At 58.5% G+C, this 26,855-nt stretch carries 19 protein-coding genes and 4 pseudogenes; 14 read left to right on the forward strand and 9 right to left on the reverse strand.

What is annotated here, in order from left to right; genetic code table 11:
* Nucleotides 1-10: 10 nt before the first annotated feature.
* A pseudogene (istB, locus tag HZZ16_RS23280) lies at nucleotides 11-768 on the forward strand (IS21-like element ISFK1 family helper ATPase IstB).
* A 229-nt stretch (nucleotides 769-997) separates the two neighbouring features.
* On the opposite strand, the gene HZZ16_RS23290 reads toward istB, so the two are convergent.
* Entirely contained in the window at nucleotides 998-1,603 is a 606-nt protein-coding gene (locus tag HZZ16_RS23290) for a hypothetical protein (protein ID WP_197952085.1), read from the reverse strand.
* An 853-nt stretch (nucleotides 1,604-2,456) separates the two neighbouring features.
* The gene (locus HZZ16_RS37340; RefSeq protein WP_197952087.1) at nucleotides 2,457-3,194 is read right to left on the reverse strand and encodes a phosphopantetheine-binding protein; all 738 of its coding nucleotides are present in this window, start codon (nucleotides 3,192-3,194) and stop codon (nucleotides 2,457-2,459) included.
* A 366-nt stretch (nucleotides 3,195-3,560) separates the two neighbouring features.
* On the opposite strand from HZZ16_RS37340, the gene HZZ16_RS37345 reads away from it, so the two are divergent.
* The 6 genes from HZZ16_RS37345 (at nucleotide 3,561) to HZZ16_RS23315 (ending at nucleotide 10,891) form a co-directional block, all read left to right on the forward strand.
* A complete protein-coding gene (locus HZZ16_RS37345) occupies nucleotides 3,561-4,136 on the forward strand; it encodes an ABC transporter ATP-binding protein (RefSeq protein ID WP_246510332.1) in 576 nt (191 codons plus the stop codon).
* Nucleotides 4,137-4,183: 47 nt separating this feature from the next.
* Nucleotides 4,184-4,687: a TOBE domain-containing protein gene (locus HZZ16_RS37350; RefSeq protein WP_246510334.1), complete on the forward strand. Its 504-nt coding sequence runs from the start codon at nucleotides 4,184-4,186 to the stop codon at nucleotides 4,685-4,687.
* Nucleotides 4,688-5,254: 567 nt separating this feature from the next.
* Nucleotides 5,255-5,572, forward strand: a complete 318-nt coding sequence (locus HZZ16_RS38340; protein ID WP_197952089.1) for an ABC transporter permease subunit — start codon at nucleotides 5,255-5,257, stop codon at nucleotides 5,570-5,572.
* Nucleotides 5,569-6,669, forward strand: a complete 1,101-nt coding sequence (locus tag HZZ16_RS37360; RefSeq protein ID WP_246510338.1) for an ABC transporter permease — start codon at nucleotides 5,569-5,571, stop codon at nucleotides 6,667-6,669. The genes HZZ16_RS38340 and HZZ16_RS37360 overlap by 4 nt, the downstream gene beginning before the upstream one ends.
* On the forward strand, nucleotides 6,650-7,588 hold the full coding sequence (locus tag HZZ16_RS23310; protein WP_311974230.1) for an extracellular solute-binding protein: 939 nt from the start codon (nucleotides 6,650-6,652) through the stop codon (nucleotides 7,586-7,588). The genes HZZ16_RS37360 and HZZ16_RS23310 overlap by 20 nt, the downstream gene beginning before the upstream one ends.
* Nucleotides 7,589-8,578: 990 nt before the next feature.
* Nucleotides 8,579-10,891: a hypothetical protein gene (locus tag HZZ16_RS23315; protein WP_197952093.1), complete on the forward strand. Its 2,313-nt coding sequence runs from the start codon at nucleotides 8,579-8,581 to the stop codon at nucleotides 10,889-10,891.
* A gap of 329 nt (nucleotides 10,892-11,220) precedes the next feature.
* On the opposite strand, the pseudogene HZZ16_RS23320 reads toward HZZ16_RS23315, so the two are convergent.
* The 6 genes and pseudogenes from HZZ16_RS23320 to HZZ16_RS23345 all read right to left on the reverse strand — a co-directional run bounded on the left by HZZ16_RS23320 (nucleotide 11,221) and on the right by HZZ16_RS23345 (nucleotide 16,066).
* Nucleotides 11,221-12,258: pseudogene (locus HZZ16_RS23320) on the reverse strand (EscU/YscU/HrcU family type III secretion system export apparatus switch protein).
* Entirely contained in the window at nucleotides 12,255-13,076 is an 822-nt protein-coding gene (sctT, locus tag HZZ16_RS23325; RefSeq protein ID WP_197952095.1) for a type III secretion system export apparatus subunit SctT, read from the reverse strand. Before sctT ends, HZZ16_RS23320 begins: the two are co-directional and overlap by 4 nt.
* A 10-nt stretch (nucleotides 13,077-13,086) precedes the next feature.
* Nucleotides 13,087-13,363 (reverse strand): annotated as a pseudogene (locus tag HZZ16_RS23330) (EscS/YscS/HrcS family type III secretion system export apparatus protein).
* A gap of 2 nt (nucleotides 13,364-13,365) precedes the next feature.
* Nucleotides 13,366-13,648 (reverse strand): annotated as a pseudogene (locus HZZ16_RS23335) (EscR/YscR/HrcR family type III secretion system export apparatus protein); the annotation flags it as partial.
* A 265-nt stretch (nucleotides 13,649-13,913) separates the two neighbouring features.
* Nucleotides 13,914-14,177, reverse strand: coding sequence for a hypothetical protein (locus HZZ16_RS23340; RefSeq protein ID WP_197952097.1), 264 nt, complete (start codon nucleotides 14,175-14,177; stop codon nucleotides 13,914-13,916).
* A 1,412-nt stretch (nucleotides 14,178-15,589) separates the two neighbouring features.
* Nucleotides 15,590-16,066, reverse strand: coding sequence for an Lrp/AsnC family transcriptional regulator (locus HZZ16_RS23345; protein WP_197952099.1), 477 nt, complete (start codon nucleotides 16,064-16,066; stop codon nucleotides 15,590-15,592).
* Nucleotides 16,067-16,155: 89 nt separating this feature from the next.
* On the opposite strand from HZZ16_RS23345, the gene HZZ16_RS23350 reads away from it, so the two are divergent.
* From HZZ16_RS23350 to HZZ16_RS23365, 4 genes are all read left to right on the forward strand, one after another.
* Complete coding sequence (locus tag HZZ16_RS23350) at nucleotides 16,156-16,296, forward strand: hypothetical protein (protein WP_197952101.1); 141 nt, start codon at nucleotides 16,156-16,158, stop codon at nucleotides 16,294-16,296.
* A 1,309-nt stretch (nucleotides 16,297-17,605) separates the two neighbouring features.
* Nucleotides 17,606-19,642: a prolyl oligopeptidase family serine peptidase gene (locus HZZ16_RS23355; protein ID WP_311974227.1), complete on the forward strand. Its 2,037-nt coding sequence runs from the start codon at nucleotides 17,606-17,608 to the stop codon at nucleotides 19,640-19,642.
* A 265-nt stretch (nucleotides 19,643-19,907) separates the two neighbouring features.
* Complete coding sequence (locus HZZ16_RS23360) at nucleotides 19,908-20,111, forward strand: hypothetical protein (protein WP_197952105.1); 204 nt, start codon at nucleotides 19,908-19,910, stop codon at nucleotides 20,109-20,111.
* A 264-nt stretch (nucleotides 20,112-20,375) separates the two neighbouring features.
* Nucleotides 20,376-20,582, forward strand: coding sequence for a cold-shock protein (locus HZZ16_RS23365; protein WP_204524498.1), 207 nt, complete (start codon nucleotides 20,376-20,378; stop codon nucleotides 20,580-20,582).
* Between the two features lie 372 nt (nucleotides 20,583-20,954).
* Here HZZ16_RS23365 and HZZ16_RS23370 read toward each other — a convergent pair whose 3' ends face one another.
* Nucleotides 20,955-22,154: an MFS transporter gene (locus HZZ16_RS23370; protein WP_197952107.1), complete on the reverse strand. Its 1,200-nt coding sequence runs from the start codon at nucleotides 22,152-22,154 to the stop codon at nucleotides 20,955-20,957.
* Nucleotides 22,155-23,287: 1,133 nt separating this feature from the next.
* Between HZZ16_RS23370 and HZZ16_RS23375 the strand changes: the two genes are divergently transcribed.
* From HZZ16_RS23375 to HZZ16_RS23385, 3 genes are all read left to right on the forward strand, one after another.
* Nucleotides 23,288-24,454 (forward strand): prolyl oligopeptidase family protein, encoded by a 1,167-nt coding sequence (locus HZZ16_RS23375; protein WP_197952109.1) that lies wholly within the window; start codon nucleotides 23,288-23,290, stop codon nucleotides 24,452-24,454.
* A gap of 218 nt (nucleotides 24,455-24,672) precedes the next feature.
* Entirely contained in the window at nucleotides 24,673-25,407 is a 735-nt protein-coding gene (locus tag HZZ16_RS23380) for an aspartate/glutamate racemase family protein (RefSeq protein ID WP_197952111.1), read from the forward strand.
* A gap of 270 nt (nucleotides 25,408-25,677) precedes the next feature.
* Nucleotides 25,678-26,046, forward strand: a complete 369-nt coding sequence (locus tag HZZ16_RS23385; RefSeq protein ID WP_197952113.1) for a hypothetical protein — start codon at nucleotides 25,678-25,680, stop codon at nucleotides 26,044-26,046.
* Nucleotides 26,047-26,855: the final 809 nt, after the last annotated feature.

Genomic DNA, 26,855 nt, shown 5'->3' on the forward strand with positions numbered 1-26,855 from the left:
GAGACCCCGCATGCTTAACCACCCAACCCACGAGCGGCCTGATCGAGCTTGGCCTGACCGGAATGGCCAAGGCCTTCGAGGAGCAGCGCCGATCGCCCGATCTCGAAGCCCTGCCGTTCGAAGATCGCATCGCCCTGTTGGTCGACCGCGAAGCCGCCGAACGCGAGACCAGGCGGCTCACCACCCGGCTCAAGATTGCCGCACTGCGCCAGACTGCTTGCGTCGAAGACGTCGATCTGCGCACCCCGCGGGGCATCGACCGCGCCGTTTTCGCCAAACTCGTCGCCGGCGACTGGATCGATCGCCACGAGAACTTGCTCGTCACCGGGGCAACCGCCCTGGGCAAAAGTTGGTTAGCCTGCGCGCCATAAGGCCTGCCGCGACAACCGATCAGTCCTCTATCATCGCGTTCCAAGGCTGTTCGAGGCGCTCGCGCTCGCGCGCGGAGACGGACGTTACGCCCGGCTCCTCAAAAGCCTCGGCCGCGCTCAGCTTCTGATTTTGGATGATTGGGGACTATCGATGCTCACCGCCGCCGAACGCCGCGATCTGCTCGAAATCCTCGAGGACCGCCATGGCCGCGCATCCACCATCGTCACAAGTCAGCTCCCCGTGGACACCTGGCATGGAGCCATTGGGGACCCCACGGTCGCCGACGCCATTCTCGAGCGCCTCGTCCACAACGCCCACCGCCTCCAGCTCACCGGAGAAAGCATGCGAAAACGCAGCCCCAGAACCATCGCCCTTGACGGCCAACCAGAACACTGACTCTATTCCCCATCGGCCGGAGCGGGCTGCTCACGATCGTCTGAATTCAGTGCTCACGATCGCGCGAAATCGATGCTCACGATCCGTGAAATCCGCACCTACGAGCGACGCTCCATGCTGATCACCGCCAATCAGCCCTTTGGAGAATGGAACAAGGTCTTTCTGGAACCGATGACTTCATGATGCCTCCTTCCTCGAACGCTTGGCGCGTCGTACTCGATTACGAATCTCACGGATTTGGTCGTCTGAGAGCTCGACCTGCCAACAATCCCCGCGCGAGATAGTCGAACACCCTTTGCGGGCTTACGCCGAGCTGAGCCGCTGCGCCCTGAATCGAGAAGCTCCCGTCGGACCAGGGCATCGGATTTTTGTCCACGCCGTTGATCTTGACGGTGGGAATGCCCCAGCGGGTCCGCAACAGCCAGACATTCTCGCCTTTGAAGGCGCAGCCTCGGGCCGCGACGAAGCCCTCCTGATTGAGTATTGCCGCGATCTCGCCATCCATCTTGTGTTCAGCGTTCAACTCGACGATCCGTTGCCGCAACCGATCAATGTCGATGTAGTCGCGGTAGGTCTGAACGCGGCGTTGCACGTGATGCTCGCTGGTTGCGCCGGTCTGCCAGATGATCTTGAGCCACACCTGACCTCGGGTCCGCTTCTGATCAAGAACGACTTCGCGGATCACAAATCGCAGAATGCGCTTGCGATCGGCTGCCGACGTGGCGGCCGCGTTCCAACTCCGTGGCAGGTTCTCGCCGAGCGCTTGTAGCCCTGCACGTTCCGCCGGGCCAATCAGAAGCGACTCCTGCGCGCGCCAAGGAATTTCGAAAGCCATCCGAGAATTCATCCGCCCGATTGCGAGTACAGATCGCAGAGTAGTGACAGACCCAGTTCGCAACCTGTCGCGAGACAGCCCCTGCTCAACCACGAACGGGAATGTTCAAGGAGGAGTCATCGATGGCAATTTACCTTATCGAGAGTATCGCAACGAAGGCCTTTGCTCGATGTCTAGAACGCTCTTCGCTTAGACTTTTGTGTGGGACGAACGAAAAGTAAGTTGCGGCTGCGCGGGCGGCGGGAAAGCCATGCGCTCACGGCGTAAATTGTGCCAATGATAGTGAAAGCGATCGAGAGCAAAACGAAGAATAGCATCGCTTGAACCTCTTAATTGTTGAAGGTGGTCTGGCTGCGTGCGTGGACCGACGCGCGCAGCGCCGAATTAAGCCAGAGGCCAATCTTCATACAACGTGACGTAACGTCAGGATCAACAAGCCGGGCGGGGGAAATGATGACCTGGCGGTTCGTCTTCACCTGATCGTCCGGGTTCCTTGGACTCAGCGATGGCGCCAACGCTGTCATGGCCAGCGAGCGGATCAGACGATAAGGCGATAGCGAGCCGGGTCTGGCCTCGTAACAGATCACCGACGCACCGCCCTCACCGAAGCAGCGAACCTGTTTTCGCGATTGCGAGGTCGGACGTCGATCCCGACATGGCTCCTCCTGCTGTTAGAGGATCGGCTCGGTACTCCGAGGAACCCTGTTCGCTGTCAAGGCCGGACAAACAGAGCGAAGATTTCTGGTTCATCGTAGCCATCAGGACCAATGCCTTTTCGGCGCAAAGCTCGGATATGCTGTCGTCGCCGCGCAAGCATCCATAAAGGCCATGAATGACACAGGTTCATTCAGATTCAGCAACTGCTGCGCAATTGCGTAAGCCAAGATTGCCCCCTAATGAGTATCCAGGAAAGCGATACGGTCCATGGCTGGATCTCTCTAACTGCTAGCATTACTTCCGCAGCTATTGCCTCAAGAGTTGGTGGATGTACGTCGTCGAAATGCGGCCATGGCAAAGCATAGACCGGACAGTCTAGGTCCATTTCCTTCACGAGAGGGAGGACATAGGAACAATCGCCGAACCCTGTGGGAACAAAGAAGAGTGATCCCGTTTCCAGAATGGAAATCACTTGCGCGCTGCCGAGCTGTCGCTTCAAATGAACCTTCGATGCAAGCTCCCTCAGAACAGGGGCTTGCGAGAGGTCGGCAGCGCTAAACGTCAGTCCAGCTTCTAGTGCTCGACTGAGCAGCTGCACCGCCAAGAGCGAGTGGCCGCCCAGTTCGAATAAGTGGTCATGGCGTCCGACCCGCTCCACACCGAGAAGCTCGGCCCAGATCTGTGCCAGCGCCGGCAGCGCCTTGCGATCGAGCTTGCCATTCACGGTCAGCGGCAGGGCCGCCAGCCGCACAAACGCCGCCGGCATCATGTAGTCTGGCAGATGCGCGCCCACATGCGCCCGCAACGTGGCGGCCAGCTCAGCTCCAGTTACATCCAGCTCATCCGATCGAGCTTCAGGCGCACACACCACATAGGCCACCAGCCGCTTCTCGCCGGTGCCATCCTGCTGCGCCACCACCACCGCATCGCGCACCTAGGCATGCTCGATGAGCCAAGTTGCAATCTCGCCCGGCTCAATCCGGAAGCCGCGGAAAAATAGGGAGAGGGCAGATCGATGTCCGTTTCTCTTCAAGTCGGTGGCCGCGTAGGCGGTCTTGAGCCGCACGAAAGCTACGCAATGCCATTTCCAAGAAATGCCTTGGACGGGAAACGGTAGGTGCGCCGACAACGCTTGCGTGATGCGTTTATCGCTTTTTGCTGGCGGCACTCGACATCGGCCATGGTCGGCAACATCATCGCGAGAGTTGCCGATAGGCTTATGAAACGAATTTGAGACAATGAGAATGACGTCCCGGTCATCCTTCTGGCTAAACAGGCTCGCGAAGGCGAGCGAATCCTGATGTCGGCGAGCTTTCTAAAGGTCGACGGCATCTGCAAGCGCTATGGCGAGCTGCACGCGCTAGAGTCGATCTCGCTCGATGTTGCCCGGGGCGAATTCTTGACCCTGCTGGGGCCGTCCGGGTCGGGCAAGTCGACGCTGCTTTCGGTTCTCGCGGGCTTTATCGAGCCGGACCAGGGCCGGGTCTATCTGGATGGAGACGATGTCACTCATCTGCCGCCGGAGGACCGTCGCTTCGGTATCGTGCCGCAGGGCTACGGCCTTTTTCCCCATCTGACGGTCTACGAAAACATCGCCTTTCCGCTGCGCGTGCGCCGCACTGACAGATCGCGCCTCGACAGCCGCATCAATGAAGTCATGGAACTTCTGCAGATCGGCGGCTTGGGCGGACGTCTTCCGAAGCATCTGTCAGGAGGGCAGCAACAGCGCGTCGCTCTGGCGCGCGCTCTCTCGTTCGAGCCGGACCTTTTATTGCTCGACGAGCCGATGAGCGCACTGGATGCGTCCCTGCGACGTGACCTGCAACCGAGCTTGTCCGGCTTCATCGGCAGGTTGGGACAACGTTCATCTACGTAACGCATGATCAGCAAGAGGCACTGGCTCTTTCGGACCGCGTCGTCGTTTTGAATCGGGGGCAGACCGAACAGGTCGGTTCGCCCCGAGCGATCTATGACCATCCGGCCAGCCGTTTCGTGGCGGGCTTCCTTGGCAAGAACAACCTGCTAAGGGCCGTGGTGCTCTGGGGCCCCGATGGCCGGCCGCAAATTCAGTGGAATGGCACCAGGCTTGGGGCGGCGCCGCGGCCCGCGCTGCTTGCTGCCGGCCCCTGTGTACTTGCCATTCGGCCCGAAAGCATCACCATAACCGAGGCCGTAAGTGGGCAGCCGAACGCCGAAGATCGGATTCGCGGGAAGGTTGTGAGTCAAACGTTCCTAGGGGCTTCGGTCGACGTCCTGGTCGCGGTCGGCAAAGACACCTTGACGGTGACGGTGGCCGGCACAGCATCGCCAGTGACGCCCGGAGAGGACGTCTGGCTCAGCTTCGACGCCGAACGGCTGTGGTCCCTGCCGAATGGCGACATAGTCCTGCCTGAGGCATCCGCCCTCTCGCGGGAGCTCGCGGCATGAGCCCCGCGTTGACCGTGCAGGGCGAGCCACTGAGCTCCTGCTCTTCGCCGGCGACGGTTCGCGGCTCGTCCTTGCAAGACAGGATGCTTGCTGGCTCCGCTTTTGTACTTCTGGTGTGCTACCTCGTTCCGCTCGCCGGGGTGGTTGCACTAAGCGTCTTGGCGCCGGCACCGGGCCTTGGAAACTATTGGGCTCTGTTTCAGAACTCGACGGTCCGCGTGGTGGTCGGCAATACGCTCTGGATCAACTCGTTGACCGTCAGCATCACGCTGCTCCTGGCATATGTGACAGCCTACGGCTTGGTGCAGGCTCGTCCCGCAGCGCGGAGATGGATGCTTGCCTGTGTGCTGCTGCCATTATGGATATCTGTGTTGGTCCGCAATTACGCATGGATTGCCTTGCTCTCGCCCGGCGGGATCGCGAACGGTCTTTTGCTGCGTTGGGGCTGGGTGGATCACCCGCTGTCGCTGGCGCGCAATGCGTTCGGCGTCGTGTTGGGCATGGTGCACTACATGTTGCCTTACGCGATCATGCCCATCTACGCCCAGATGGTCCGTATCGAAGGCAATGCCGCAAGTGGCGCGGTCGCTGGGCGCCAATCCTCGGCAAGCCTTCGTTCGCGTCTTCCTGCCGCTATCCCGTCCCGGATTGGCCGCCGCCGCGTTTATGACGTCGATCATGTCGCTCGGCTTCTATTTGACACCGGCCATACTGGGAGGTGGCAAGACCGTCATGGTGGCGGAATTCATCTCCGTGCAGGTCACGGAAACGCTGCGCTGGGACATCGCCACAACGCTGAGCACGTTGCTGCTGCTGGTGACCGGCGCGCTGATATGGCGGTTCAGTCATCTGCTTGAATTGGCTACGGCCAAGCCGAGGACATGAGTACACGATCACCACTCGCCGCGCGTCCGTCCGGGCCCGTCAGCTCGATCGCCCTTTTGGTCGTGGCCTTTCTGGTGCTGCCGCTGATCGCCATCGTTCCGATGTCGTTCAGCGACACCCGATATCTGTCGATGCCTCAGAACGGCCTCTCCACACTGCACTATCATCGCCTGCTCAGTGATCCGGTCTGGCACGATAGCTTGCAGCACAGCATCGGCGTCGCACTGCCGGCCGCATCTCTTGCCGTCCTGTTTGGGCTCGCATTCTGCCTCGGCGCATGGCAGCGACAGGGCCTTGCTGTCGTCCTCCTGCAGGTTTTGATGCTGGGGCCGCTAATCGTGCCGGGTATTATTCATGCCGTTACCTACCACCGTGCGTTATCGTGGTTGGGATTATTCGACAGTTTCACGGGCATGATTCTCGTCCACGCGATCAAGGGGCTGCCCTTTGCCGTGCTCTCGATCTCGGCCGCATTATCTTCGGTGCATCCGGCGACCTTGGAACTGGCGCGCAGCCTGGGCGCCTCGCCGGCACAAGCGATCGTGAAAACATTGCTACCCCAGATTCGATGGGGTGTCGGGGCCGGGTTCGTGCTCGCGCTGGTGACCTCGTGGGACGAGATCGTCGTGACGTTGTTCATCACCAGCCGCAACGTGAACACGTTGCCAAAGCAGATTTGGCAGAGCCTGTTCCTGAATCTCGACCCTATCGTTGCAGCGCTGGGTACCCTGGTGCTGCTGGCGACTTTGCTGGTGCTTTTGGCGCTGGCGTTACGGAGTGCGAGCTCCCGTTCCTTTGGCGACTTCCAGGAAGATCTTTGTGTTGAAAGGAAATATCATGTCCGACTTTTCGCAAGATCCGGACTACGTGCAGTACCTCGAGCGTTCGCTCCGCCGCAATACGCAGGGCAAGACCGTTCATCGCCGCCACTTCCTTCAGCTTCTGTCAGCGCTGGGGGTCGGTACGAGCTCGCTGAGCTTCGTGCGCTTTGCGGGCGCACAGCAAGCCGAACTCGTGGTTGCCAATTGGGGCGGCGACGCGCTGCCCGCGCAGCGCGACATTCTCGCGGCGGAGTTCGTGAAGCGCTACCCCGGTAGCCGTGTCGGATTTGACACCACGGGTCCGACGCCCGGAAAAATCAAGGCAATGGTCGAGTCGGGTAGCGTCGCCTGGGACGTGGCCGATCGCAATCTCCTGTCCGCTCTGGAGCTCGGTCGTCAGGGTCTGCTCGAGAACGTCGATGAAACCATTGTCGACGTCAACGCGGTACCGAGCCAGTTTCGTACGCCGTGGGGCATAGGTTCGTATCTCTTCTCGTTCGTCATCACGTACGATAGCACACGCTTCGGCTCGACGCCTCCGCGCACCTGGATGGATTTCTGGGATACGCAGAATTTCAAGGGAAAGCGGGCGCTCCGCAACAACGTCGAAGGTGTGCTTGAATCGGCTTTGCTGGCTGACGGAGTTGAACGCGACAAGCTCTACCCGCTGGACGTCGATCGCGGGCTGGAGAAGGTGCGCGCGATCAAGAAGGATACGATCTTCTACAGCAACGCGTCGGAGGCCAAACAGTTGCTGCGGTCCGGAGAAGTGTCGGTCGGCAGTCTCTGGAACACGCGTTCGCAGGGAGTCAAGGAAGACACGCAGGGACGCATCGACTACCATTTCAATGAAGGCATCCTGCTGATCGCAGCCTGGAACGTCTTGAAAGGGGCCAAGAACAGCAAGGACGCCTGGCGCCGGGTCGCGTTCTCGCAGGATCCTGCGTTGCAGGTCGCGCTGCTCACCAAGCTAGGCTGGGGCCCGATCAGCCGCCATGTGGCCAGCAAGGGGAGGCGACTCGATCGTGACACACAAAGCCTTTCGGGAGTGGTGACGATCAAGGGCAACGTGCCGCACAGGATTTGGCTCTCATCGAGAACGGATGGCGGATCTTGTTCACCCGCACCAACGGATCTTGTCCAGGAATTCCACGTGGCGTGCGCGGGCTCAACAAGGCCGCCATCACCACCCTGAGCGCTTCGACAATGAAAGCGTGACCGGACCTGCTTATGCGAGATCGACGCCGGAAGAGAGAGCCTACCATCTATGGGGCGTGTCCAAGAGGGTAACTTAGGCGTGGCGACCACGTCGGTCTTTTGACGCCGCGCCGTTATGGCTAGGGAGCACCCATTTCTGGCTGCAGTTCAGTAACGCGCTCGGCAGCTGGTTTGCATCATCGTCGTCCCATCCGATCAATGGAATGTCCTGTTACGCGAGTATCACAGTTGCCGCCGAACGTTATGTAAGGGGCACATCGGATTAAACGAACAAGAGCATGGTTTGTCCTGGGTGTCTGAAATTCGCGCGGCTTCACAAGCTAGCGTTGCCTCTCAATAGCAACGACCGGTCCATCAGCAGTCGAAACGCGCTCGGCCTCTGGCTTCATGGATCAATAGCCGCCGGCAATCCCTGAGCTAATCTGCCGCCCAGCATGCCGGAGCGGGTGTCAGAAAGCGAACGTGGATAATGAGGTGGTATACGAATCGCTTCGTTTCGCTTCTATTGTCGCGGCAGGCGACCAGAAACCAGAGATTGCGAGCTTTATTGAAAGCGCACGTTCCTGCGAGTGCTGGTCAGGAACGCGAACGAGTGCGCTCAATCCTGGTGCAGCCCATGTCGACATCTCGTTGGTTCAAGGAGCGAGCGACACGTCGCCGCCTCGCCCGACCTCCGAGTAATCAAAAGCCCTCGAATGGCTCGGTCCTCGCGATCATGCGCTGTGACGTGATCGAGATCTGAAGATCGAGGCCATCGCTAGCGTCTGTGGCGCATCGCACTTGCAGCTCAACACTTCAGTTGAATACGTTATTTTCATCCGGCGCTTTCTTTGCACACTCAACGGATGCTGCAGCGCGCGCCGGCCATTATTCACCCGTCATTCTACCTTTCCGCCCGGCCACGTCAGATTTTGGAAAGCTAACGTGAGTAGCGAATTAACGAAAGAGCGATGCCAGCGGACTGACCATGGACCGATTCAACACGATCAACCCAGCCGACAGAGATTCCACTGCGTCAGATGCCAGCGTGGAACAGCCGCAACAGCCGCATGTTGCGTTTGAGCAGCACCTGGCAGGCGCGCGAGAGGCGGGCCCCGTATATCCTCACGCGGCGCTATATGAGGAAGACGATCGCCTCATCCAAGCGGCGTCGGCCGCTGCTCTCGATCGAGGGCCACCGCTGAGTAAAACCACCGTCGAAATTTATGATCGTCGGCTTCGCAAATTGGCCGGCGCACTGAAGAAGTCTGGCAAATCAATCTCTGGGCTGGATGACGATACGTTGGCCGGTTACGCTAAGAAGCTGCTGCCAGGCGATAAGGGCATCGCCGCAGCATTGTCAATGGTCAGTCAGTACCGCGATCCTGACGCCGACGCTGGCCCCGTCTCAACACATTATCGTCCTTCCAGGGAAGATGAGAGGCTCATCAGGAAGGCCGCCAACGCGGGTTTTGGTCGACGGATCGGCAAGAGAACGGCCGAGAACTATGCGAGCCATCTGCGGAAATTGGCGGTAGCGCTCCGACCCTTGTCCATGGCCGAGCTCAGTGATGATAGACTGCTTGGCCACGCGGATAGGTTGTTTCCAAAGGACAAGACGCTCATCGCCGCCTTGAACGGCCTTCGGGATTATCGCGCGACTACCCTGCAGAACCATTTAGCCGGGGAAGGAGGCAGCTCGCGTCAGGTCATTCAGCCGTCCGCTCCCTCGCCCATGCCGCGAGCCGATGGGCAGCCGATGGGCAGCGTCGCGGATGGGGGCGGCTCATTGCCGCCCGGGTTCGATCTTCCGCAGGTCAGGCATGCAATGGGTTTGGCGCCCCATTCTCCTATACAAAGTGTCGCCCAGGACCAGCTTTTCGATGCGGCGGATCGCGAGGGCCTCTTGCTGGCGACAACACATGCACCGGTGCCTTGGCCAACGATGAGTCCAACCATCCCCTCGCCAGTGCAAGGTATCGCTCAGGAAGAGCTTTTCGATGCCGCGGATCGCGAGAACCTCTTGCCGGCCCCGGCCTTCGATGCACCGGCGCCTTGGGCAACGGTGAGTCTAACAATCCCCTCGCCGGTGCAAAGTGTGGCTCAGGAAGAGCTTTTCGATACCGCGGATCGCGAGAACCTCTTGTCGGCCCCACCCTTCAATGCACCGGTGCCTTGGCCAACGATGAGTCTAACCATCCCCTCGCCGGTTCAAAGTGTCGCTCAGGAAGAGCTTTTCGATGCCGCGGATCGCGAGAACCTCTTGCCGGCCCCGGCCTTCGATGCACCGGGGCCTTGGCCAACGATGACTCCAACCATCCCCTCGCCGGTGCAAGGTATCGCTCAGGAAGCACTTTTCGATGCCGCGACTTGGCAGCCGAGCTCGCGGCAGCCGAATTCCGCCTCTGAAGACCACCCTAGACGGATGATGGACCAAGGCGCTGCGGCCCAGACCACGCTTGAGCAGACGTTCGCGGCAGCCGGCGACGCCTTTGATGCGTCTTTGAGCGTTCCCGAGGATTTCTCGCACGGCACCCAGGCCGCGCCCAATATGATGCACACGCTTCGCCGCTGGGGCCTCCTGCCGGATGCAGCACAGCGGATAAAGACCTACGACATTCGCGGAGAACGCTATATCGCCGTCTTGGGACCGGGAGGGCTCAATGATGTTCGGCTCGTCCATCTGCGGTCGCCCGCTGTCGGCGATACGTTTGATGTTTCGTTCGCCGTTCCCGAGAATTTTTCCCATCACACCCAGCTGGCCCCCGACATGATGCTGTCCACGTTGGGGGATTGGGACTTCTTGCCTGTTGCGAAACATCCAATCATGAACTACGAAATCGGCGGCGAACGCTACACCGCCATCTTGGGACCGGAAGGCCCCAAGGACGTTCAACTCATTCATCATCCTCGGCCCGGTTTGCCGGGTGAAGCTACGCCTGCGGCACCGAGGACTTCCTCAGGTATTTACGGCGGTCTGGCGCCCGGCTTTGATTCGCTGGCACCTTTCGAATGGCGTGAGGACCTTCCCTCGGCACTGGCACCAAGCCTTTCCCTGCCGTCTGCCGCACCGGCATCAGGCCATCAACCCTTCCCCCAAGTGCCTGAACTGGGAGAGCTGTTGGGCGACGACTGGACGCACGGCCCCCAAGAGGCTTCGCCTGCCGTGATCGACATATTGCAGATCCTTGGCCTTCTGCCGAGCCGCGACGTCCCAATGACCGTGTTTTTGATCCACGGTCAGCGCTACACGGCCGAAAGCCTAGCGGGAGGCGGCGTTCTTCTGTTCCATCGGCCATAATTTGGCTGAACGAGCGGCTCGTCGGCACCACAGGCCCGCTGAGAGCGTGCTCCAGATGGGAGCCGTCGTAGTTGATGATCAGCAGTACCGAGTCATCCGAGTGGCAGCCCCTGTAGCTACGGTACAAGTCGACGTCCTCGAGGGTGCAGGCGCGGAAAGCACTCGAAATCGGCGAACAAGTTGTTGCGTTTGGCGCCGCAGCTGATCCAGTGATCCGGTCGGCGAGGCCGTGGCCCAGAGGCTATCTGGGCGAGCCTATCGGCCCGTCGCGCAAGATCCCAGCGTCCATTGGGCGCACTCTGCAGATCGCAGCGTCAGGACAGGATGATCTAGACTAGCCCCGCCGCATAGAGTGCTTTTGCGACCGACTCGAAATATTGCGAGGGAACCGGGTTGCCGAGCTTTGCTTTGCCGAACAGCTGACGCGTCAGGACATCGTCATCCACAATGTTGAGGCGCAGCGCGCGCGCCTCACCAAGCAGCTGTGAAGCAGCTTCGCCCTCGCCACGGCAGACCTAGACCGGCACGCCGGTCTCGCCGCGAACATAGCGCAGCCCAATCAACGTTGCCGATCCCCGCAATATCAACGTGGCCCGACCGATGCCGAGCGGAGCCTCGTTGGCCGACTCTTGCCGCAGACGCCGGTGCTCACGCTTCACCTGCGGATTGCCCTGCTGTTCCTTGTTCTCCCGCTTGGCCTCGGTTTCAGTCATGCGCATGTCCTGCATAAACAACCAGCGCTGGATTAGGAGGTCAGCCAATCCGCCGACCAGAAAAGCTCCAGCCGCAATCCCAGTCAGCAGTTTAACCTCGGTGAAAACGTAGCCAAAACAGCTCATCCCGCAGACTGGCAGGTACACCAGCGCTTTCCAGCTGGCGGTCACCGTGAGAAAGAAGGTCGCACCAAGCAAAACTACTTTAGCCAGCGTTTTGCCAAGCTCGATGGCCGAACGTTTCGAGGCGATGCGTTTCAAGCCTTTGATTGGATCCAGTTTCTCGAGCTTCGGCTTGAGCGGCTCCGAAGCAAACATAAAGCCGCCATTGGCCAGGACATTGGCCAGAAGAGCTGCCGTCACGGCAGTGGCGAGCAGCGGAGCGACCGTGGCAATCGAAAGTTCTAGCAAGCCGCTGAGCGCTTGTGGCACCGCGCTTGTGAACGGCTGCTCCTGCAGTTTATCGACCAGTTGGACCGTTTCTTGCCACTTGTCCTCGATCGCACCCGCTCGCCACCACAGGCAGCCGAAACCGGCACAGGCGCTGACGCCGCTCACCAGATCCGAGGTGCGCGCGCTCTGCCCCTTCTTGCGGACATCACGCAGCTTCTTGGGCGTCGGAGGAAGCTTTTTCTCCTCACTCGTAGAGCTCATTTCAACAGCTTCTTCAGATACTCGAGCATGTTGTTCGAGGTCAGGATTTCAGCTCCGGCGTATTCAAGCAGATAGACGGCGTAGCTAACCATGATGACCCCGAATGCAACATTCTTGATCATTGGGGAGAGATCGTTCAGCTTGAGCTGAGATGCAAAACGGCCGAGTATCAGGACCGAGACATCGACGAGCAGCAGCAGGGCCAGCACCGGCCCGGCAACTAACAAGGTGATCATCATGATGCGATCGAGAAGGGCCAGACATTCCATTGCACCCTGCGCTGTCACGGCAGGCAGAAACTGATAGACAGGCCACACTAGGTAGCTGCCATAAAGGCCGCTCACCATGGTCTGCAGCCCGCCGAAAAGTACGAAGATCGTAACTGCCGCAACACCGAGAAAAAGCCCGGTCCCGGACGCTTGGCCGTGCGTCGCGGGATCCTCCCCCGCAACTTGGCTCGAAATTCCTCGTTGGGTATCGATGATGTCGCCGACTGCCTGTATGCTCCATAGTGGAATACTGAGCAGGATGCCGAGCATAAGACCGACGAACACCTCCTTCAGGCCAAGCATGGTAACGCTGACTAGGCGCGTGTTCGGATCCAGGGTCTGCAGACCGAGCTTAATCTGAGCGAGGCACGGTAGGCCGATCGCAATCGTAAGGCTTCCCCGAACCAGACCGCTGATGCGCGGCCGGGTGAAGACCGGAAGCACCAGCATGATGCCGAGGGCGCGGGCCGCACTCAGGCCGGTTGCGGCGACGAGCTCGATCGTGCCCTGAACGAGAGCTTGCGCCTCCGCGGGTGACAGGCCAGCCATCCAAGCTCTGCTAATGTCTTGCGGTGAGTGCTGGAAACTCGCTGAAGATGTGCTCGGCCTGGTCGATCAGTGGAGCACTGAGCACGGGAGAAAACCCGGCGAGCACGGCGACGACAACCAGAAGCTTGACTGTCAGTGGCAGGGTTTGATCCTGGAGCTGAGTTGCCGCCTGGATGAGGCCAATGATCAGTCCAGAGATGAGAGCTGCGAGCAGCGGCGGCAGAACCCCAGATCATGAAGAGCACGAGCGATTGACTCAGGTGCGTAAGGATGCTGGCTTCGTTCACGGTCAACCTCCTGGCGTCGTGTAGCTTAATACCAGCCCGTGCATGAGACGTGACCAGCCGTCGATCGTGACGAACAAAAAGAGCTTGAAGGGAACAGATATCACCGTGGGGGATACCATCGACATACCCATGGCCAGTCTTTACAATGAGATCGATCGTGATGAAGGGAAGATAGAGAAGAAAACCGATTTCGAATCCACGCTTGAGTTCGGAGATCAAAAACGACGGCACGAGAATCGCAAAATCATCTGCCGTGGCGCTGCCGCGCATGTCCTCCGACCAGACGCCAAGTCAGGGCCGGTTCGGGTAGGCGGTTCTTCTAGGTGCGATTTGTGCCAGGCAAAGCCACTTCCACAAAACTGTGCCCCTGGTATTGCAGCTTCAAACCGTATCTTGCCAGGTACGCACCTGGAGCAACCCAAGCTAGTCGGTCCTTTCGCGATTGGAATCTCTGGAGGAGCATGAGCACACGGGGGGACGGGTGTCACCTGCGCGCCAAAAAAAGAAACCCCGCGCGCGGCGGGGTTTTGACGAACCGTGTATCCGTGTCTCAAACATCCGGACTGTAAACGGCAATCTTAACGTCGAGATGCAGGTCCATCTTAATGGCTCCGTGATCCGCATTAGCCGATCGCTGCTCCTTAAACAGGCGAGAAGCCTTGAGGCTTTCCACGACAGCCACTGCCGACGCGAAGTCGACTGGTTCCTTTACCTCAAGCCATTTCTCGGCGACCGCATCCTCGAGTTTGTCGAATGCGCCGCTGAACATCATCTCCCGCCATTGACGGAAGTAGTCTGGGCTTTCTGTCGTCATGTTTGCTCTCCAACGCCTTAAACCAACCGCGCACCGATCGCCCGCGGCCAATTGTCTTCGCGATAGGGGAGTAGGTTGGTCCAAGAAGCGATGCGCTAGAACTGGCCGACCCAGTCCTGCGCATCGCCTTGGATATCCGTTTCGCGCGGATCCCTATGCCTTCTCTCGTCGGTGTGGTGTGCACCTCGCACCAGGAATGCTCCCGTTGCTAATTCAATAATGCAATTGGAGAGGTCCGACGTCAATGATTCGACTGGCAAGTCAACGAGCAATCCTGCGCATACCAGCATTACCAACGAAAAACGCCTTCTAGGAGACCTAGAAGGCGCTCTTCGAGCTTGGCCTGAACGGTGGCCCGAAAATGTCGTAAGACATTGACCCCGTGCAAGGGTTGCTTTCGGTAACCGAACCTGGATGCCGAGGCACCCAGCCAAACTCACCACAACGGTCAGGGCACCACCCCCGGCCTCATGGCTTGCGACCTAACCGGTCGCCGGTCTTGGGTACCTGGAGAGGGCCGCATAGGTGGCCTGACAGATACCAAGCTGACAAAGCGGGCGGGAGGACGTGATCCTCAATGTCTCATCGAACAGATGCAAATCCTACGCCGAATCATTCGTTCATGCAAACAGAGATTCGCACTAAATACACGATGCTAAACAACGGTTTAGCCTGGTTGAGTGATGCGATCGCATTTGCGATGCAAATTGAAAAACAGCAAAATAGCAATCGAAAAGGCATCAGAAACGTATGATTTGGTCAGTTGGCCTAAGGTAATAGGGTATTCCTTATTTGCGAAGAAGAGCGTAGGTTCTGCTAATACTTTCGCAGTCTCATGGGTAAGCCATCGCTGTTCATCTCTGCCTCTACGCCCCAATTTCGATTTCTAGAAGAAGGGCAGGGCAGTTGGTGAGACCTTTCTGACTGGCGTCGTGACCTGAAGAATTACTGCGCCGCGGCCGCGTGCACTACCTTCCGTCCGTCCAGGAAGGAGGACGGCTCCTTTGGCCGCAGCGCGGAAATGCATCTTCGTCAACGTTGTAGGATGATGTCGGCTTGGAAGGGTTGAAAAGCCATCAATCCGGTGCACCTTGGATAGGATTCTACCGGATGCAATCTCAGGCGGGGCGATGGTAAAGCCATCTTCAGGTAACTCGGACGCACAAGTCTCGCCCAACAGTAAGTTGAAGACGTCCATTAAACGCCTCCAACGGCGCATAGTCGAAGTAAAAAACAGGTTCAAGTCGCGATTGCAGATTGACCACGCGGCTTGACCAATGCCAGAGAGCCAGCCGGCCAGAACGCCTCGCCGCTGGGCGAGATCAAATCGGAAAGGTGGACGACATCGTCTCCGAATCCACGGGCAATATCGGTACGCCTCGGCGACTTCGTCGGAATCCTCATCGGTGCAATCAATCATCTGAGGGTAGCTCAACCGGAACAGCAAACCCGACCTTCACGCGATCCAATACGACCATGCTCTTGAAGCCTTTGATGTCGCGATTTTCGTAGAAGAAGCGTCGCGTGAACTCTTCGTACTCCTCCATGGACCGCGCCGTAATGTACAGGACGAAGTCGGCGTCGCCCGTAACGTAAAAGCCATTGACGACGTCGATAGATGATCTGATGGCTTTTTTGAACCTATCGATGATCTCAGCGCTTTCTCGCTCCAAGGTCACCAGCGCAAGCACTTGAATAGGTCGTCCAACCGCCCTTGGCGATACAACCGACACGTCGGCCTGGATGATGCCCTCCGACCGCAGCCTCTTCAACCGTCGTTGGCACGCGGTAGGAGAAAGCCCCACCATCTCACCGATCACATCTGAAGTCAGACGGTTATTCTTTTGTACGATCTCGAGAATGCGAGCATCTATCCGGTCGTACTGCAAAATCACCTCCAGCCTGAGACGAATTTCGCCGCGACATGACCACTCTGCGCAGGAAAACCTCGAGGGTGAAGAATACGAGGAGAGCTTCCGTGGCAAAGGCCGAATTTGATTGGATCAAATCAATCTGGGGAGTTGTCGCGGTTCTGCGGCAAGGCAGGGAGCGAAGTCTCAAAGCCGAACTTTCGGATGAGATCGAGGTTTTTCGTTTTTCGCTTTCCACAAAGATGTGAACCACAGCGAAACCGAAACGCAACCGAGCCGTGCCGCGCGATAGGTTTATGCCGAAGCGGCATCTTGATTGAGGTTGGCCAGCTACTTGATTGAGTTTGGCCAGCTACCCACCCCCTGCCGAGCGCGCGGCTGCCGTCTTGCTGCTGAGAGGCGAACCCTTCAGTCTACGTCCCGCCAGCTCGATAACAAATGCGAGAGATTTCGCTAGCGGCGTTCCCGTTAGCTGTTGGCGCAAGCTCGCTAGCCAGAAGATTGCCGCTGGTCGGCTCTTCTTTCTTCAGTGTTTGCAAAGATCGACCGTCATTGCAAGGCCTGTATTGTTCTCTGCCCTTGCGACCGCACCTCGTTCTTCGTTGGTCGCCCGCCTGAACTCGTGCCCCGTCGTCCCATCGCCGGCCCCGATGATACGGCAGCAGTGGGCATTCTCGATCGAAAATCTCCCCTTGATCTTCGTTTGTGTTGTACGGCTCTCGATGAGAAGACATGGCTCATGCGTCGGTTTCCCTGCCGAGTCAATCAGCATCGTTTAAGCGGGACCGCCGCTCTCTTAAAGGGCGCTGGGACCCAGCTTCCTCTGGTCATCTTGTGGCACGCAAGAACCTGATTTGGTGCTTGCACTGGTTGTTGATTGTTGGCTCGATCTCAAGATGGGTTGCAACGTCGACGGTATCTTCTCCTGCTACTTTCTTTCGTCTCGATCGCAATCCTCTCTGAATTCAGTCAAGGAGCCGGATTATCGGTTTGACTTTGCGCGGGTTCGCGACAAAAAAAGCTCCTTTCGGCTGACCGCACGAAAATTGGCCTTGCACATCAACCTTAGGATCATGTCCATCTGGCCGCTGATCAATGGGGCTTGTCTTTATTGTGATGCCCCGCCGAAAAGTCGGCCCGGTGACGCCAGCGAAGAGGAACTCAGATGCGGATGTACGACTGGCTCCGTCTCAGGTCTTCGCCACTAAGATGGAAAATGCTAACGCGCCTGACAGGCGGTCCGCCGACACGCTGCGCTGTCCGCTTGGCAACAATGTCGGCAACCGGACATGGTCATGCGACCGCGAACAGCTAAACTTGCGGCTCCTAGCGGCACGCAGCTTGCAATGAAATAGCCCGCGACAGCGCAAGTTGCGCTGTGTCATGCGCCTGCTCGCTTTCCGTCGCGCGTCTGCTTTAGGCATCAGTGCGAGCTAGAGTCGACCGCCGAACTTATCGGGAGAAGTCCGTGAATAGGCCAGCATCTTTCCCGCTGCGATGCCTTCGATGGCTACCGCCACGTCTACGGCGCGTCCACAGAAGCGAACGGATGCGGCGGTGACTGACGACCTATTCCTTTGGCTCGAGGAGATCGAAGGCCAAGGCGCGCTGGCTTGGGCCCGCGCAGAGAACGAGAAGACGCTCGGGGTGCTCCAGTCAGATCCTCGCTATCGTCAGTTCTATGAACAGGCGCTCTCCATCCTGCAATCGAAGGATCGGATCCCGTATGTTTCATTGGAACGGCGCGGTTTGGAGAACTTCTGGCAAGACGAGAACCAGGTGCGCGGCGTCTGGCGGCGCACCACGCTCGAGCACTATCGTAGCCACGATCCAAAGTGGGAGACCATCCTCGACGTTGACGCCTTGGCGGTCGCCGAGAACAGAAATTGGATCTTTCATGGTGGCAGCTACCTTCCGCCTGAAGAGCGCCTCTGTTTGATAAGTCTTTCCGATGGCGGCAAGGATGCTGCGTCCGTTCGAGAGTTCGACTGCGACACCAAGACCTTCGTTGCGGACGGCTTTTATCTCCCCGATGGCAAGCAGCATGTCAGCTGGGTCGATCGTGACAGGCTCCTTGTTGCACGGGACTGGGGCGAGGGGACTTTGACGCAAGCCGGCTACCCCTTTGTGGTGAAAGAGCTCAAACGAGCCCAGCCGCTCAGTGAGGCGCGCGAGATCTTTCGTGGCGAGCCCACCGACGTTAGGGCGTCCGGCTTCGTGCTTCGTGACAGCGAAGGTCACATTCATGCGACCTACGCGGTCCGCGCGATCAGCTCTTTCGAATCCGAGCATGTGGTCTTCCGCCCCGACGGGCCCGTCAAGCTCAATCTGCCGAAGAAGGCCGCAATGATAGGTTTGGTGGGGGGGCGCCTGCTTGTAAGGCTTGATGAAGACTGGACGTCATCAGGCGATATTGGCTTTGCCGCCGGATCGCTGATTTCGTATGACCTGGCCGAATGGAAACAGGATCCGCTCCGCGCCAAAGCCTCGCTCGTCTTTCAACCTGGGCCCCGCCAGGCCCTGAGCGATCTAGAAGTCACAAAGAATTCGTTGATTCTGACAATCCTTGAGAACGTTCAGAGCAAAGCGTTCGTTTATAAGTACGATCATGGAGCTTGGTCGGCGACCCCGATCGCGCTGCCGGAACATACAAATGTCAGCCTGATAGCCGCCTCCGATGAAGCGGACCAGGCCATGTTCGCTGTCTCGAGCTATCTCAGACCAACCTCGGTCTGGTATTTTGATGCCGAAAGCGAAAGCCTTGATGAATTGAAGAAGACACCCTTTGCCTTCGATGCGTCGAACCATGTCGTGGAGCAGCTCGAAGCCACTTCGCGTGATGGCACGTCGATTCCCTATTTTCTGGTGCGGCCGAGGAACGCAAGGTTTGACGGTACGATCCCGACGCTTCTCTATGGTTATGGCGGTTTCCAGATTTCGCTTCTGCCCTCTTATCTGGGGCCAGTGGGACGGCTCTGGCTCGAACAAGGCAATGCCTATGTCGTTGCGAACCTGCGCGGGGGCGGCGAGTTTGGTCCACAATGGCACCAAGCGGCCAAGGGGGCAACGAAGCAGAGGACATGGGATGATTTCATTGCCGTTGCCGAGGACCTGATCCGCCGCAAGATCACGAGTCCACGCCGGCTTGGAGTCATTGGCGGCAGCCAGGGCGGCCTGCTCGTTGGCGCCGCAATCACCCAACGTCCCGAGCTCTTCAACGCGGCGATTATCCAGGTGCCGCTGTTCGACATGCTTCGATATACCAAGCTGGGCGCGGGCGCCTCCTGGATCGGCGAGTACGGTGACCCCGCCATTGCCGAACAGCGTGCGTGGATCGAACGCTACTCACCCTACCAGAAGCTAGTGGTGGGTAAGACCTATCCCGCTCCCTTAATTCTGACCTCCACTAAAGATGACCGCGTACATCCAGCGCACGGCCGCAAAGCTGCCGCGAAGCTCGCCGCGCTGGGCCAGCGTTACTTCTACTACGAGAACGTCGACAGGGGACACAGCGCCGCGGCCAATCTCATGGAATATGCGCGTCAACTAGCCCTTGAATACACCTATGCATCCAGGCGGCTTTGTTCTGAGTAATTTCGGGGGGGACGGGCTAATCGAAGCCAATAAACTAGAGACCATTGGCTATCTCAGCTCCTCATGTTGCTGAGCTAAATTTATGGAATGTAAGCCGAGAGAGCTGATGACCCGGTGGAAGACTCGATGGTGCTCGTCAGTTGCCCAAATTGCCGGTCTGAACAGCCTCCACCGCTGGCAAGCGGATTTCCTGGCGTCCCGAGCTGGAAGGGAGTTGCCAGGTGGGCTTCCTTGAGGATTGTCGCCAGGCCGCTGTTCGTCCGACATGGCCGATGCGGATGCGGATAATAGCCAAGCGCGAACAGCTAAAGCGCAGCTTTTTGGGCGTGTCTTCGTGCTTGAAAAAGCATGTCACGTAGCTCATGCAGGCATGGCGCGGATTGGTAATCTTTCAGGCTGCGCGAAGGAGTTCACGGCCGCCCTGTTCAACGACGGTCAATCCCATTCGCATCAGCTCGGCTCTGGATGAGCGCTGCTTACCCGAGGCTCTGCAACTCTTCTGTAAGCAGCGCGCGCCCACGAGTGAGGCAAAGATCAAACGTCATCCGGATCGGAAGCCTTGAAGAGAGGTGTCGTTGATGTCACGGCGCTTTCTGTCGTTTGCACAATGCGGCGGCAGCTAAAGCCACGCGACAAAAAAGAGCACGTGACCAGCGCAGCGTCTCTTGCTGCAGGTATTGATGCCCGGGAGACTCTTCGCTAGATCAAAACTGTTCACTATGGAGATGCCGCCGTGGCAATGGGTATTGTGAAATGGTTCAATCCGACCAAAGGGTATGGGTTCATCAGACCTGAGGACGGTAGCTCCGATGTCTTCGTACACATCAGTGCCGTCGAAAAGGCCGGTTATACCACCCTGGAAGAGGGGGCACGGGTAAGTTACCAGCTCAAGGCGGGGCGTTCGGGCAAGATGTCAGCTGAGGATCTCCGGGTCGGTTAATCCGGCTCAGGAAACTGCTCTCTGCAAAGCGTGTTCTCGCACCTGTCGGCGATACCTCGCCACGGCATGCCGGGCGTTTAGCCTTTTGATTGTCTTCTTGCAGCCATGAGGAGGAGGCTGTCTCGCAAACCGCTTGACAGCCTTGATCTCCTGAGGCCCTCGACCGATCACCGCCGTCAGAGTCATAGGCCTTGCGAGCCCGAGCGCAGTGTGAGCGTGGCAAGATACTCCTAGCAGCGGGCCACGAACGGCCGGAAACGTCCGCTCGTCACCAACGCGCTGGGAAGTTCACGCCAGCGCACTGGTGCTCCTTGCCGCAGAAGCGCAAGCGGCCGCTATTTGGGATGGCGATAAGAGGATCGTTGACGGATATCATCTCGGATATCCTGCGGTCGCGGCTTCTGCAGGTGCTCCATCACGCATGAAGACAACAGCCAGTCCGATGCCGATGAGACCAACCAGGAGCGATGCCACGGCCAGAGACGCGACGCCGCTAGTTTCAACAAGGATGCCGCCGAGAAAAGCACCAATTGCGATACCCGCGAACGTGGTCGAGCTGTTCATCGCCAGCACCAGCTTCGAACGATCTCCGGCCAGACCGAGAAGCCGGTGCTGGATCGGGACGAGATACATGTAGCTCGCGTTGCCCCAAAAGAAGGCGATGAGCACCGTGAGGACACCATGCTGTCTGAACGCAACCAAACCTACGAGCAGGATGAGTTGTGCGCTTACAACCGCGATGAGAACTCTATACGAGCCAAAACGGTCTGTCAGAACGCCACACGCAGCGTTTCCCGTCACGGCCCCGAAACCGTAGGCAAAGAGTGCGGCTGAAAGCAGCGGCACCCCGGTACGCAGCGAACCGACGATGAAGACGCTCACGTAGGAGTATACGATGAACTCGGAAACGACGATGAATAGTGTCACCGAAAGGATACCGTAGATTTTCTTTGAGAGGCCCTGCGAGACCGGGCGGTTTCCGCGCTCCGAGGCCGTGGCAGCTATTCCGGACATCATTGGGGCGATGATTACCAATGCGAGAAGCCCGGCAATGACGACGAAACCGAAAGAGAATCGCCAGCCGATAGCGTCTGCGATCCAGCTTGTGGCTGGAGCGCCCGCAACCTGCGAAACAGTCATGCCGCTAAAGATGAGAGACAACGCTAACCCCTTGTGGGCTGGCGGCAGGAGCTCCGCAGCCAGCGCGGTAGCCGACGGGGTAAACATCGCCGCGCCGTAGGCCGACACGACGCGACCTGCAGCAAGGGTAAGGAAGTTTGGAGCGGTTGCGCAGATCAGGTTACCAATGGTGAAGATTGAAACAGATAGGATCTGAACATTGCGGCCGCCCATCGACTTGAACATCCAGGCATTCAGCGGCGCGAAGACGGCGTAGCACAACGCGTAAATCGAGATGATCGAACCCGCCGCGCCGGTTGAAATCGCAAGATCACGAGAGACTACATCGAGCGCGCCGATGATGACAAACGTGTCTAAGCCAATAGCAAACGCAGCGATGGTCAGAGCAGCAATGACGAGTTTCGTTCGCGCGTCGGGAGAGCATGAGGTCATCAACGTGCTCGTTCATGTTGTTGTGACCTGTTCAAGGCCAGAACGTCGTGCAGTTCGGGATAAAGGTTGGCGATGATCGGACCCGAGTAGCGATGACGGGACCGTATAGCAGGCACTTCGCCACCACTTCGCGGATTTCTTGCACGATCTCGAGCTTGTCGGGTGTTCGAGCGCCGATAGGCTGTAAGCAACCCCGCATCCTACACGTCTACGGGAGTTATTTCTCGACAACCGGCTTTATTGGTTCGAAATTCATCTGAGCCCACGCCTTTTGGATCGATATACCCCACCGTCGTAATCGGGGACTCCCTGCGTCAGAGGCTACTTCACATCCCTGCGTTTGGTCACCGCTCGGGGTGGGTAGTATGAAGGTGTCGACGACCTGGAGACCATCGCGGAACATCTCGATCACGAGATCAAAATTCAGGTGCGCGCTGCGCAGAAGGACTTAGCTGCCTCTGTGCTTTTGCTGCCTCTCCCGCGGCAGCCAAGAGCTCGTCGATGAGAATGATTTCGCATACTTTAAGTTCTTGGAACGCAATAGCCTCTAAGGTCGCATGATCGAGACAGTGTCTTGCTGGATCGCGCGAAAGATGCGTACGATCAGGAGATAGTCTTCTCATCCAGGATTGTCGCTTCGAGCTCGCAGGTTAAGATTAGTGCTTACGGATCTTGGTGTACTTCCTGCTTAAGCCGCGTCCCGCCCCAATCGCGGCCAGGGTTATCGAACTAAACTGCGCGACGTTGGTCTGATCGTCAGGCGATTTCTCCGGCTGAACCAACTTGGAGACTTGTATGCCGACGAGGAGAGGTCTCATGCGCCAAGTACGCGCGATTGTGAGGTTTAGGCTTTAGGCGTGGCTCTCGACGCACGTTGCTAGGGGGCCGCGGAAGGCCAACGACAGCGGACACCTGATTGTTAGCTTTCGGAGCAAATGTCGGGAAGCTGACAGGGCGATGCGGCACGATCCGGTCGGAAGTCCCCTGTTTGTCGGCGGCATGCTGCTTGCACGTACCGAGCTGGGGACGTCGCGTCACAGCGCGTGCATGGTCGTAACAACAATTTGGCTACGCTCGCCCAGTCGCAACAAGTTTGCAGACTCGCCTGCGTGCCTGGTCCGAGGATAAACCAAATGAGGAAATCGCTTCTGCGCCTCGCGCTACACTCTGCGATATGTCTTACGGCCGCGCTGCTCCATGCATCGTCTGGTGCGACGCCGGCGGGCGATGCGTTCCTCTGGGTCGAGGAAGTCGAGGGGCCTCGTACGTTGGCCTGGGCCAGCGCCGACAACGAAAGGATGCTCAGCGCGCCGCAGTCGGATTCTAGCTACGACCGCTTTTACCGGGACGCGCTGACGATCGGCCAGGCAAAACACCGGAGCCCGTTCCTTTCGCTGCAACGTCAAGGTCTCGAATCTTTCTGGCAAGACGAGAGTCATGTGTGCGGCATCTGGCCGCGCACCACGCTCGAGGGCTACCGCCCTCAGGATTGCCGGTGGGAGACCATCCTGGACATTGACGTGCTCGCCATCCCCGAGAATTCGAGCTGGGTCGACAGCAGCTGTGTTGCGCGGCGCTGCCTCATCAAAATCGTTGCCTGTGGCGAGGACGCCGTGCCCATTCGCGAGTCCGAGAACGAAGCCAAAAGCCTCGTTGCAAACGGATTCGAGCTGCCTGAGCACAAGCACAGCGTCAGCTGGCGGGGCCGTGAGACTGTCCTTGTTGCACGTGATTGGGGCGAGGGGATCAGGTTCGAGGCGGGCCACGCTTTCCGTTCGCAGGAACTCAGGCGCGCTCAGCCGTTCGATCAGCCGCGCGAAGTCTTCCTCGGCCAGCGCCCCGACTTGGGCATCGTGCCATTGGCATTTGGTGAACGGCGGATTGCTGTCACCCGCATCGTCTGTTGGACCAACGGCTCCGAGCGGCAGTATGCGCTTTTCGGGCCCGCAGGGCCGATCGAGCTCGATTCGCCGACGAAGGCCTCGATCGTCGGCATCGCGAGTCGCAGCCTGCTTGTGAAATCGAACGAAGATTGCATCCGCTACGGTGATACCAGCTTCAAAGTCGGCTCAATGATCTCCTATGATTTGGTCGAATGGAAGCAGGATCCGTTGCGGGCGAAACCACATGTCGTTTTTCGACCCAAGTGCCGGCAGGCACTGTGCCGATTTGACGACCCCAGGAATTTCCGGCAGCGCCTGACTTGTCAAGGCAAGGCATTCGTCTGCAAATACTTAACATGCCACGCCCGGCCCGTTGCCGCGGACTGCGTCGCAAGCTCATCACCCGTTCTCGAGTAAGCGGACCAGATGAAGTTTGCTGTTACTATCTCGCGCAAATCCCGCTTTAGCACGATGCCGAAACAAAGGTCTCGACCTCTTGAAGATGACCCCGCTTTCGGCGCGGCAAGCACGTCCTGGAGCAGCTCAAGGCGGCGTCGCATTTCCGTACTTTCTGGTGCGGCCCAGGAGCCGCAAGGTTGCCGCGCTCGGCGCCTTAGCGAAGTGGAGATCTCAAAGTGCAGCGAACGATTGGGCTGATCGGGGGGATGAGCTGGGAAAGCACGGCCATCTATTACAAGGAAATCAATGAAATCGTCCGTCAGCGCCGCGGCGGTCTCGCCTCGGCAGACATCTTGCTGCGTTCGGTTGACTTCAACTATATCGTCACTCTTCAGAACGCGGGAGATTGGACGCAAGCCGCTGCTTATCTAGCGGGCATAGCCCGGCAGCTGGTGGACGCGGGCGCCAACTGCATCCTGATCTGCACCAACACGATGCATGTAATTGCCGACATTGTTGCTGCCGAGCTGAGTGTCCCGTTCATCCACATCATCGATGTGACCGCTGCGGCTCTTCTCGCCGCTTCCTACAAGCGGCCGTTGTTGCTTGGGACCCGCTATACGATGGAGCAGCCGTTCTATGGTGATCGGCTGCGGCAGCGCTTCGGCCTTTCGCCTGTCATACCGGCGGAGGACGAGCGGAGCCGGATCAACGATGTCATCTTCGATGAGCTCTGCCGCGGCGCTCTATCTGATCTTTCGCGCCACGAAGTTGTCGACATCATCGCACACGGCCGTACAAGAGGCGCCGACGCCGTTATCCTCGGTTGCACGGAGATTGGCCTGCTCATCGGCCCGCAGCATTCAGAATTGCCGGTTTTTGATTCGGCGAGGCTGCACGCCAGGGCGGCAGCTGATTTCGCTGAGGGTAAGCTGTCGCTTGGTGTCGTCTCCCGTAGCTCGGGGCGATGATGGCCTTGCCAATCCACACCCGATCTTACCCTCGATGATGCCGCCGCGGCCCTGGCCGGGGTCCCGAGGCCGTTGTACCTGGCCATGACGGGCGGCGCGGTTGCGCAAGAGAGCAATTGTCAACTTGTCGCAAGATCAAGCGATTGGTCGATGCACTTCGAAGAAGTGAACTTGTTGCTTGTAGCGGAATTCGGCGTTGCCTCGACGTGCTCAGCGCGAAAAGGCGCGATAGTTGATGGCCAGTGACCCGTTTCACCCGGCGCGGGTGCGATGCGCTCGTTTTTCGGCTGTCTTCGCGCTGCCCCGGATCGCGCGCTTCAGCTATCCGTCGCGCCCGCTGATGAGACTTATCGCCGCGGTCGCGTTCGCATTATGCGCGCTATGACCAGCGAAAGCATGTTCTCACACAACAATAGCGCCGCTCAAAAAGACTCAGAAGAGTTTGACCGAAGTCGGCAAGAAGTGTCCTCATTGAGCGCTGTCATAGTCAGCATTGCGATGGACTTCGCGGTTGCGGCTTTGGCTGTCTCGTTGAAGACATCGGTTGTTTCAGTCGCGACAACGGGGGCGCTGATGCGAGAAGACCTAGATCTTGTTTCTATGAAAACGGTCGGCATTGGCATGCCGGTTGCTTCATAGATGTGACGAAACCAGTTGTGACCAACCGTACCAGATCCAGGTATTCAGATGATGTCCGCTTCATCGAGGCAAAGGTTCCTGATGGGCTTTCCGAACCGTGCGCCTGCATTGCGAAGTCCGCCACCCGCGGATCGCAGTCCGGTTTGCTGGCCCGAATTCGATCCTCTTGCAAGGGGCTGGCATCGAATGGCGATCCTCAAGAAGATGGGCACAGCAGGGTAAAGGCGTTACTCAAAACGATTGATAGTCTGGCTTTTAGTGGGTGGCGTTCCGAGCCTTGGTTCTTGAGCTGAGCGCCGGCCATGCATCGCTGCTTGCGGAGGGAAAGTGAACTGATGCGGGACGAGTGGGATCTTGAGAGAATAGCCACGCAGCAGGATGAGCTCAAGGTGAAGTTGCTTCGCGCCCAATCGGTTATCGCCGAATGTAAGGCAGGATTGGCGGATCTGGAGCGGAGGCTTGAGGGTCGAGCAGCCTCATCGCGGATCCATGAATGCGAGCGCACCTCCCGCGGCAAGCCATTCGCGACGTAACGCTTGACCACGCAGGTCGGGGAGAATCAATGATCCTGTCCACCATGAAGCTGCATTGGCGTTTTCGAGGCGATCATGGGACGGTTGAGGGCCGCAGCCGCGCACCTTAGCGGCGATAAGCTTCGTCACGGAGCTGGTGAAGACTCCAACACGCATCGTGGTGCGATCGGCGGGCAAACTTGGCAATTGAGTGCGGCCCTGCCGATTGGATCGCCTTTTTGGTTGATCCGGGTTCGTTGGCCCGGGGACTCGCGCAGAGTTCCTTATACGAGGGCG

The organism is Bradyrhizobium glycinis (genome assembly GCF_016031655.1).
GTDB lineage: Bacteria > Pseudomonadota > Alphaproteobacteria > Rhizobiales > Xanthobacteraceae > Bradyrhizobium > Bradyrhizobium glycinis.

What these genes read in the sequence shown, in the direction of transcription:
- HZZ16_RS23290 (WP_197952085.1), bottom strand. Translation starts at nt 1,603, where the DNA reads ATGGCTTTCGAAATTCCTTGGCGCGCGCAGGAGTCGCTTCTGATTGGC.
- HZZ16_RS37345 (WP_246510332.1), top strand. Translation starts at nt 3,561, where the DNA reads ATGTCGGCGAGCTTTCTAAAGGTCGACGGCATCTGCAAGCGCTATGGC.
- HZZ16_RS38340 (WP_197952089.1), top strand. Translation starts at nt 5,255, where the DNA reads ATGCCGCAAGTGGCGCGGTCGCTGGGCGCCAATCCTCGGCAAGCCTTC.
- HZZ16_RS37360 (WP_246510338.1), top strand. Translation starts at nt 5,569, where the DNA reads ATGAGTACACGATCACCACTCGCCGCGCGTCCGTCCGGGCCCGTCAGC.
- HZZ16_RS23315 (WP_197952093.1), top strand. Translation starts at nt 8,579, where the DNA reads ATGGACCGATTCAACACGATCAACCCAGCCGACAGAGATTCCACTGCG.
- sctT (WP_197952095.1), bottom strand. Translation starts at nt 13,076, where the DNA reads ATGGCTGGCCTGTCACCCGCGGAGGCGCAAGCTCTCGTTCAGGGCACG.
- HZZ16_RS23340 (WP_197952097.1), bottom strand. Translation starts at nt 14,177, where the DNA reads ATGACGACAGAAAGCCCAGACTACTTCCGTCAATGGCGGGAGATGATG.
- HZZ16_RS23360 (WP_197952105.1), top strand. Translation starts at nt 19,908, where the DNA reads ATGGCCGATGCGGATGCGGATAATAGCCAAGCGCGAACAGCTAAAGCG.
- HZZ16_RS23370 (WP_197952107.1), bottom strand. Translation starts at nt 22,154, where the DNA reads ATGACCTCATGCTCTCCCGACGCGCGAACGAAACTCGTCATTGCTGCT.
- HZZ16_RS23375 (WP_197952109.1), top strand. Translation starts at nt 23,288, where the DNA reads ATGAGGAAATCGCTTCTGCGCCTCGCGCTACACTCTGCGATATGTCTT.
- HZZ16_RS23385 (WP_197952113.1), top strand. Translation starts at nt 25,678, where the DNA reads ATGCGCTCGTTTTTCGGCTGTCTTCGCGCTGCCCCGGATCGCGCGCTT.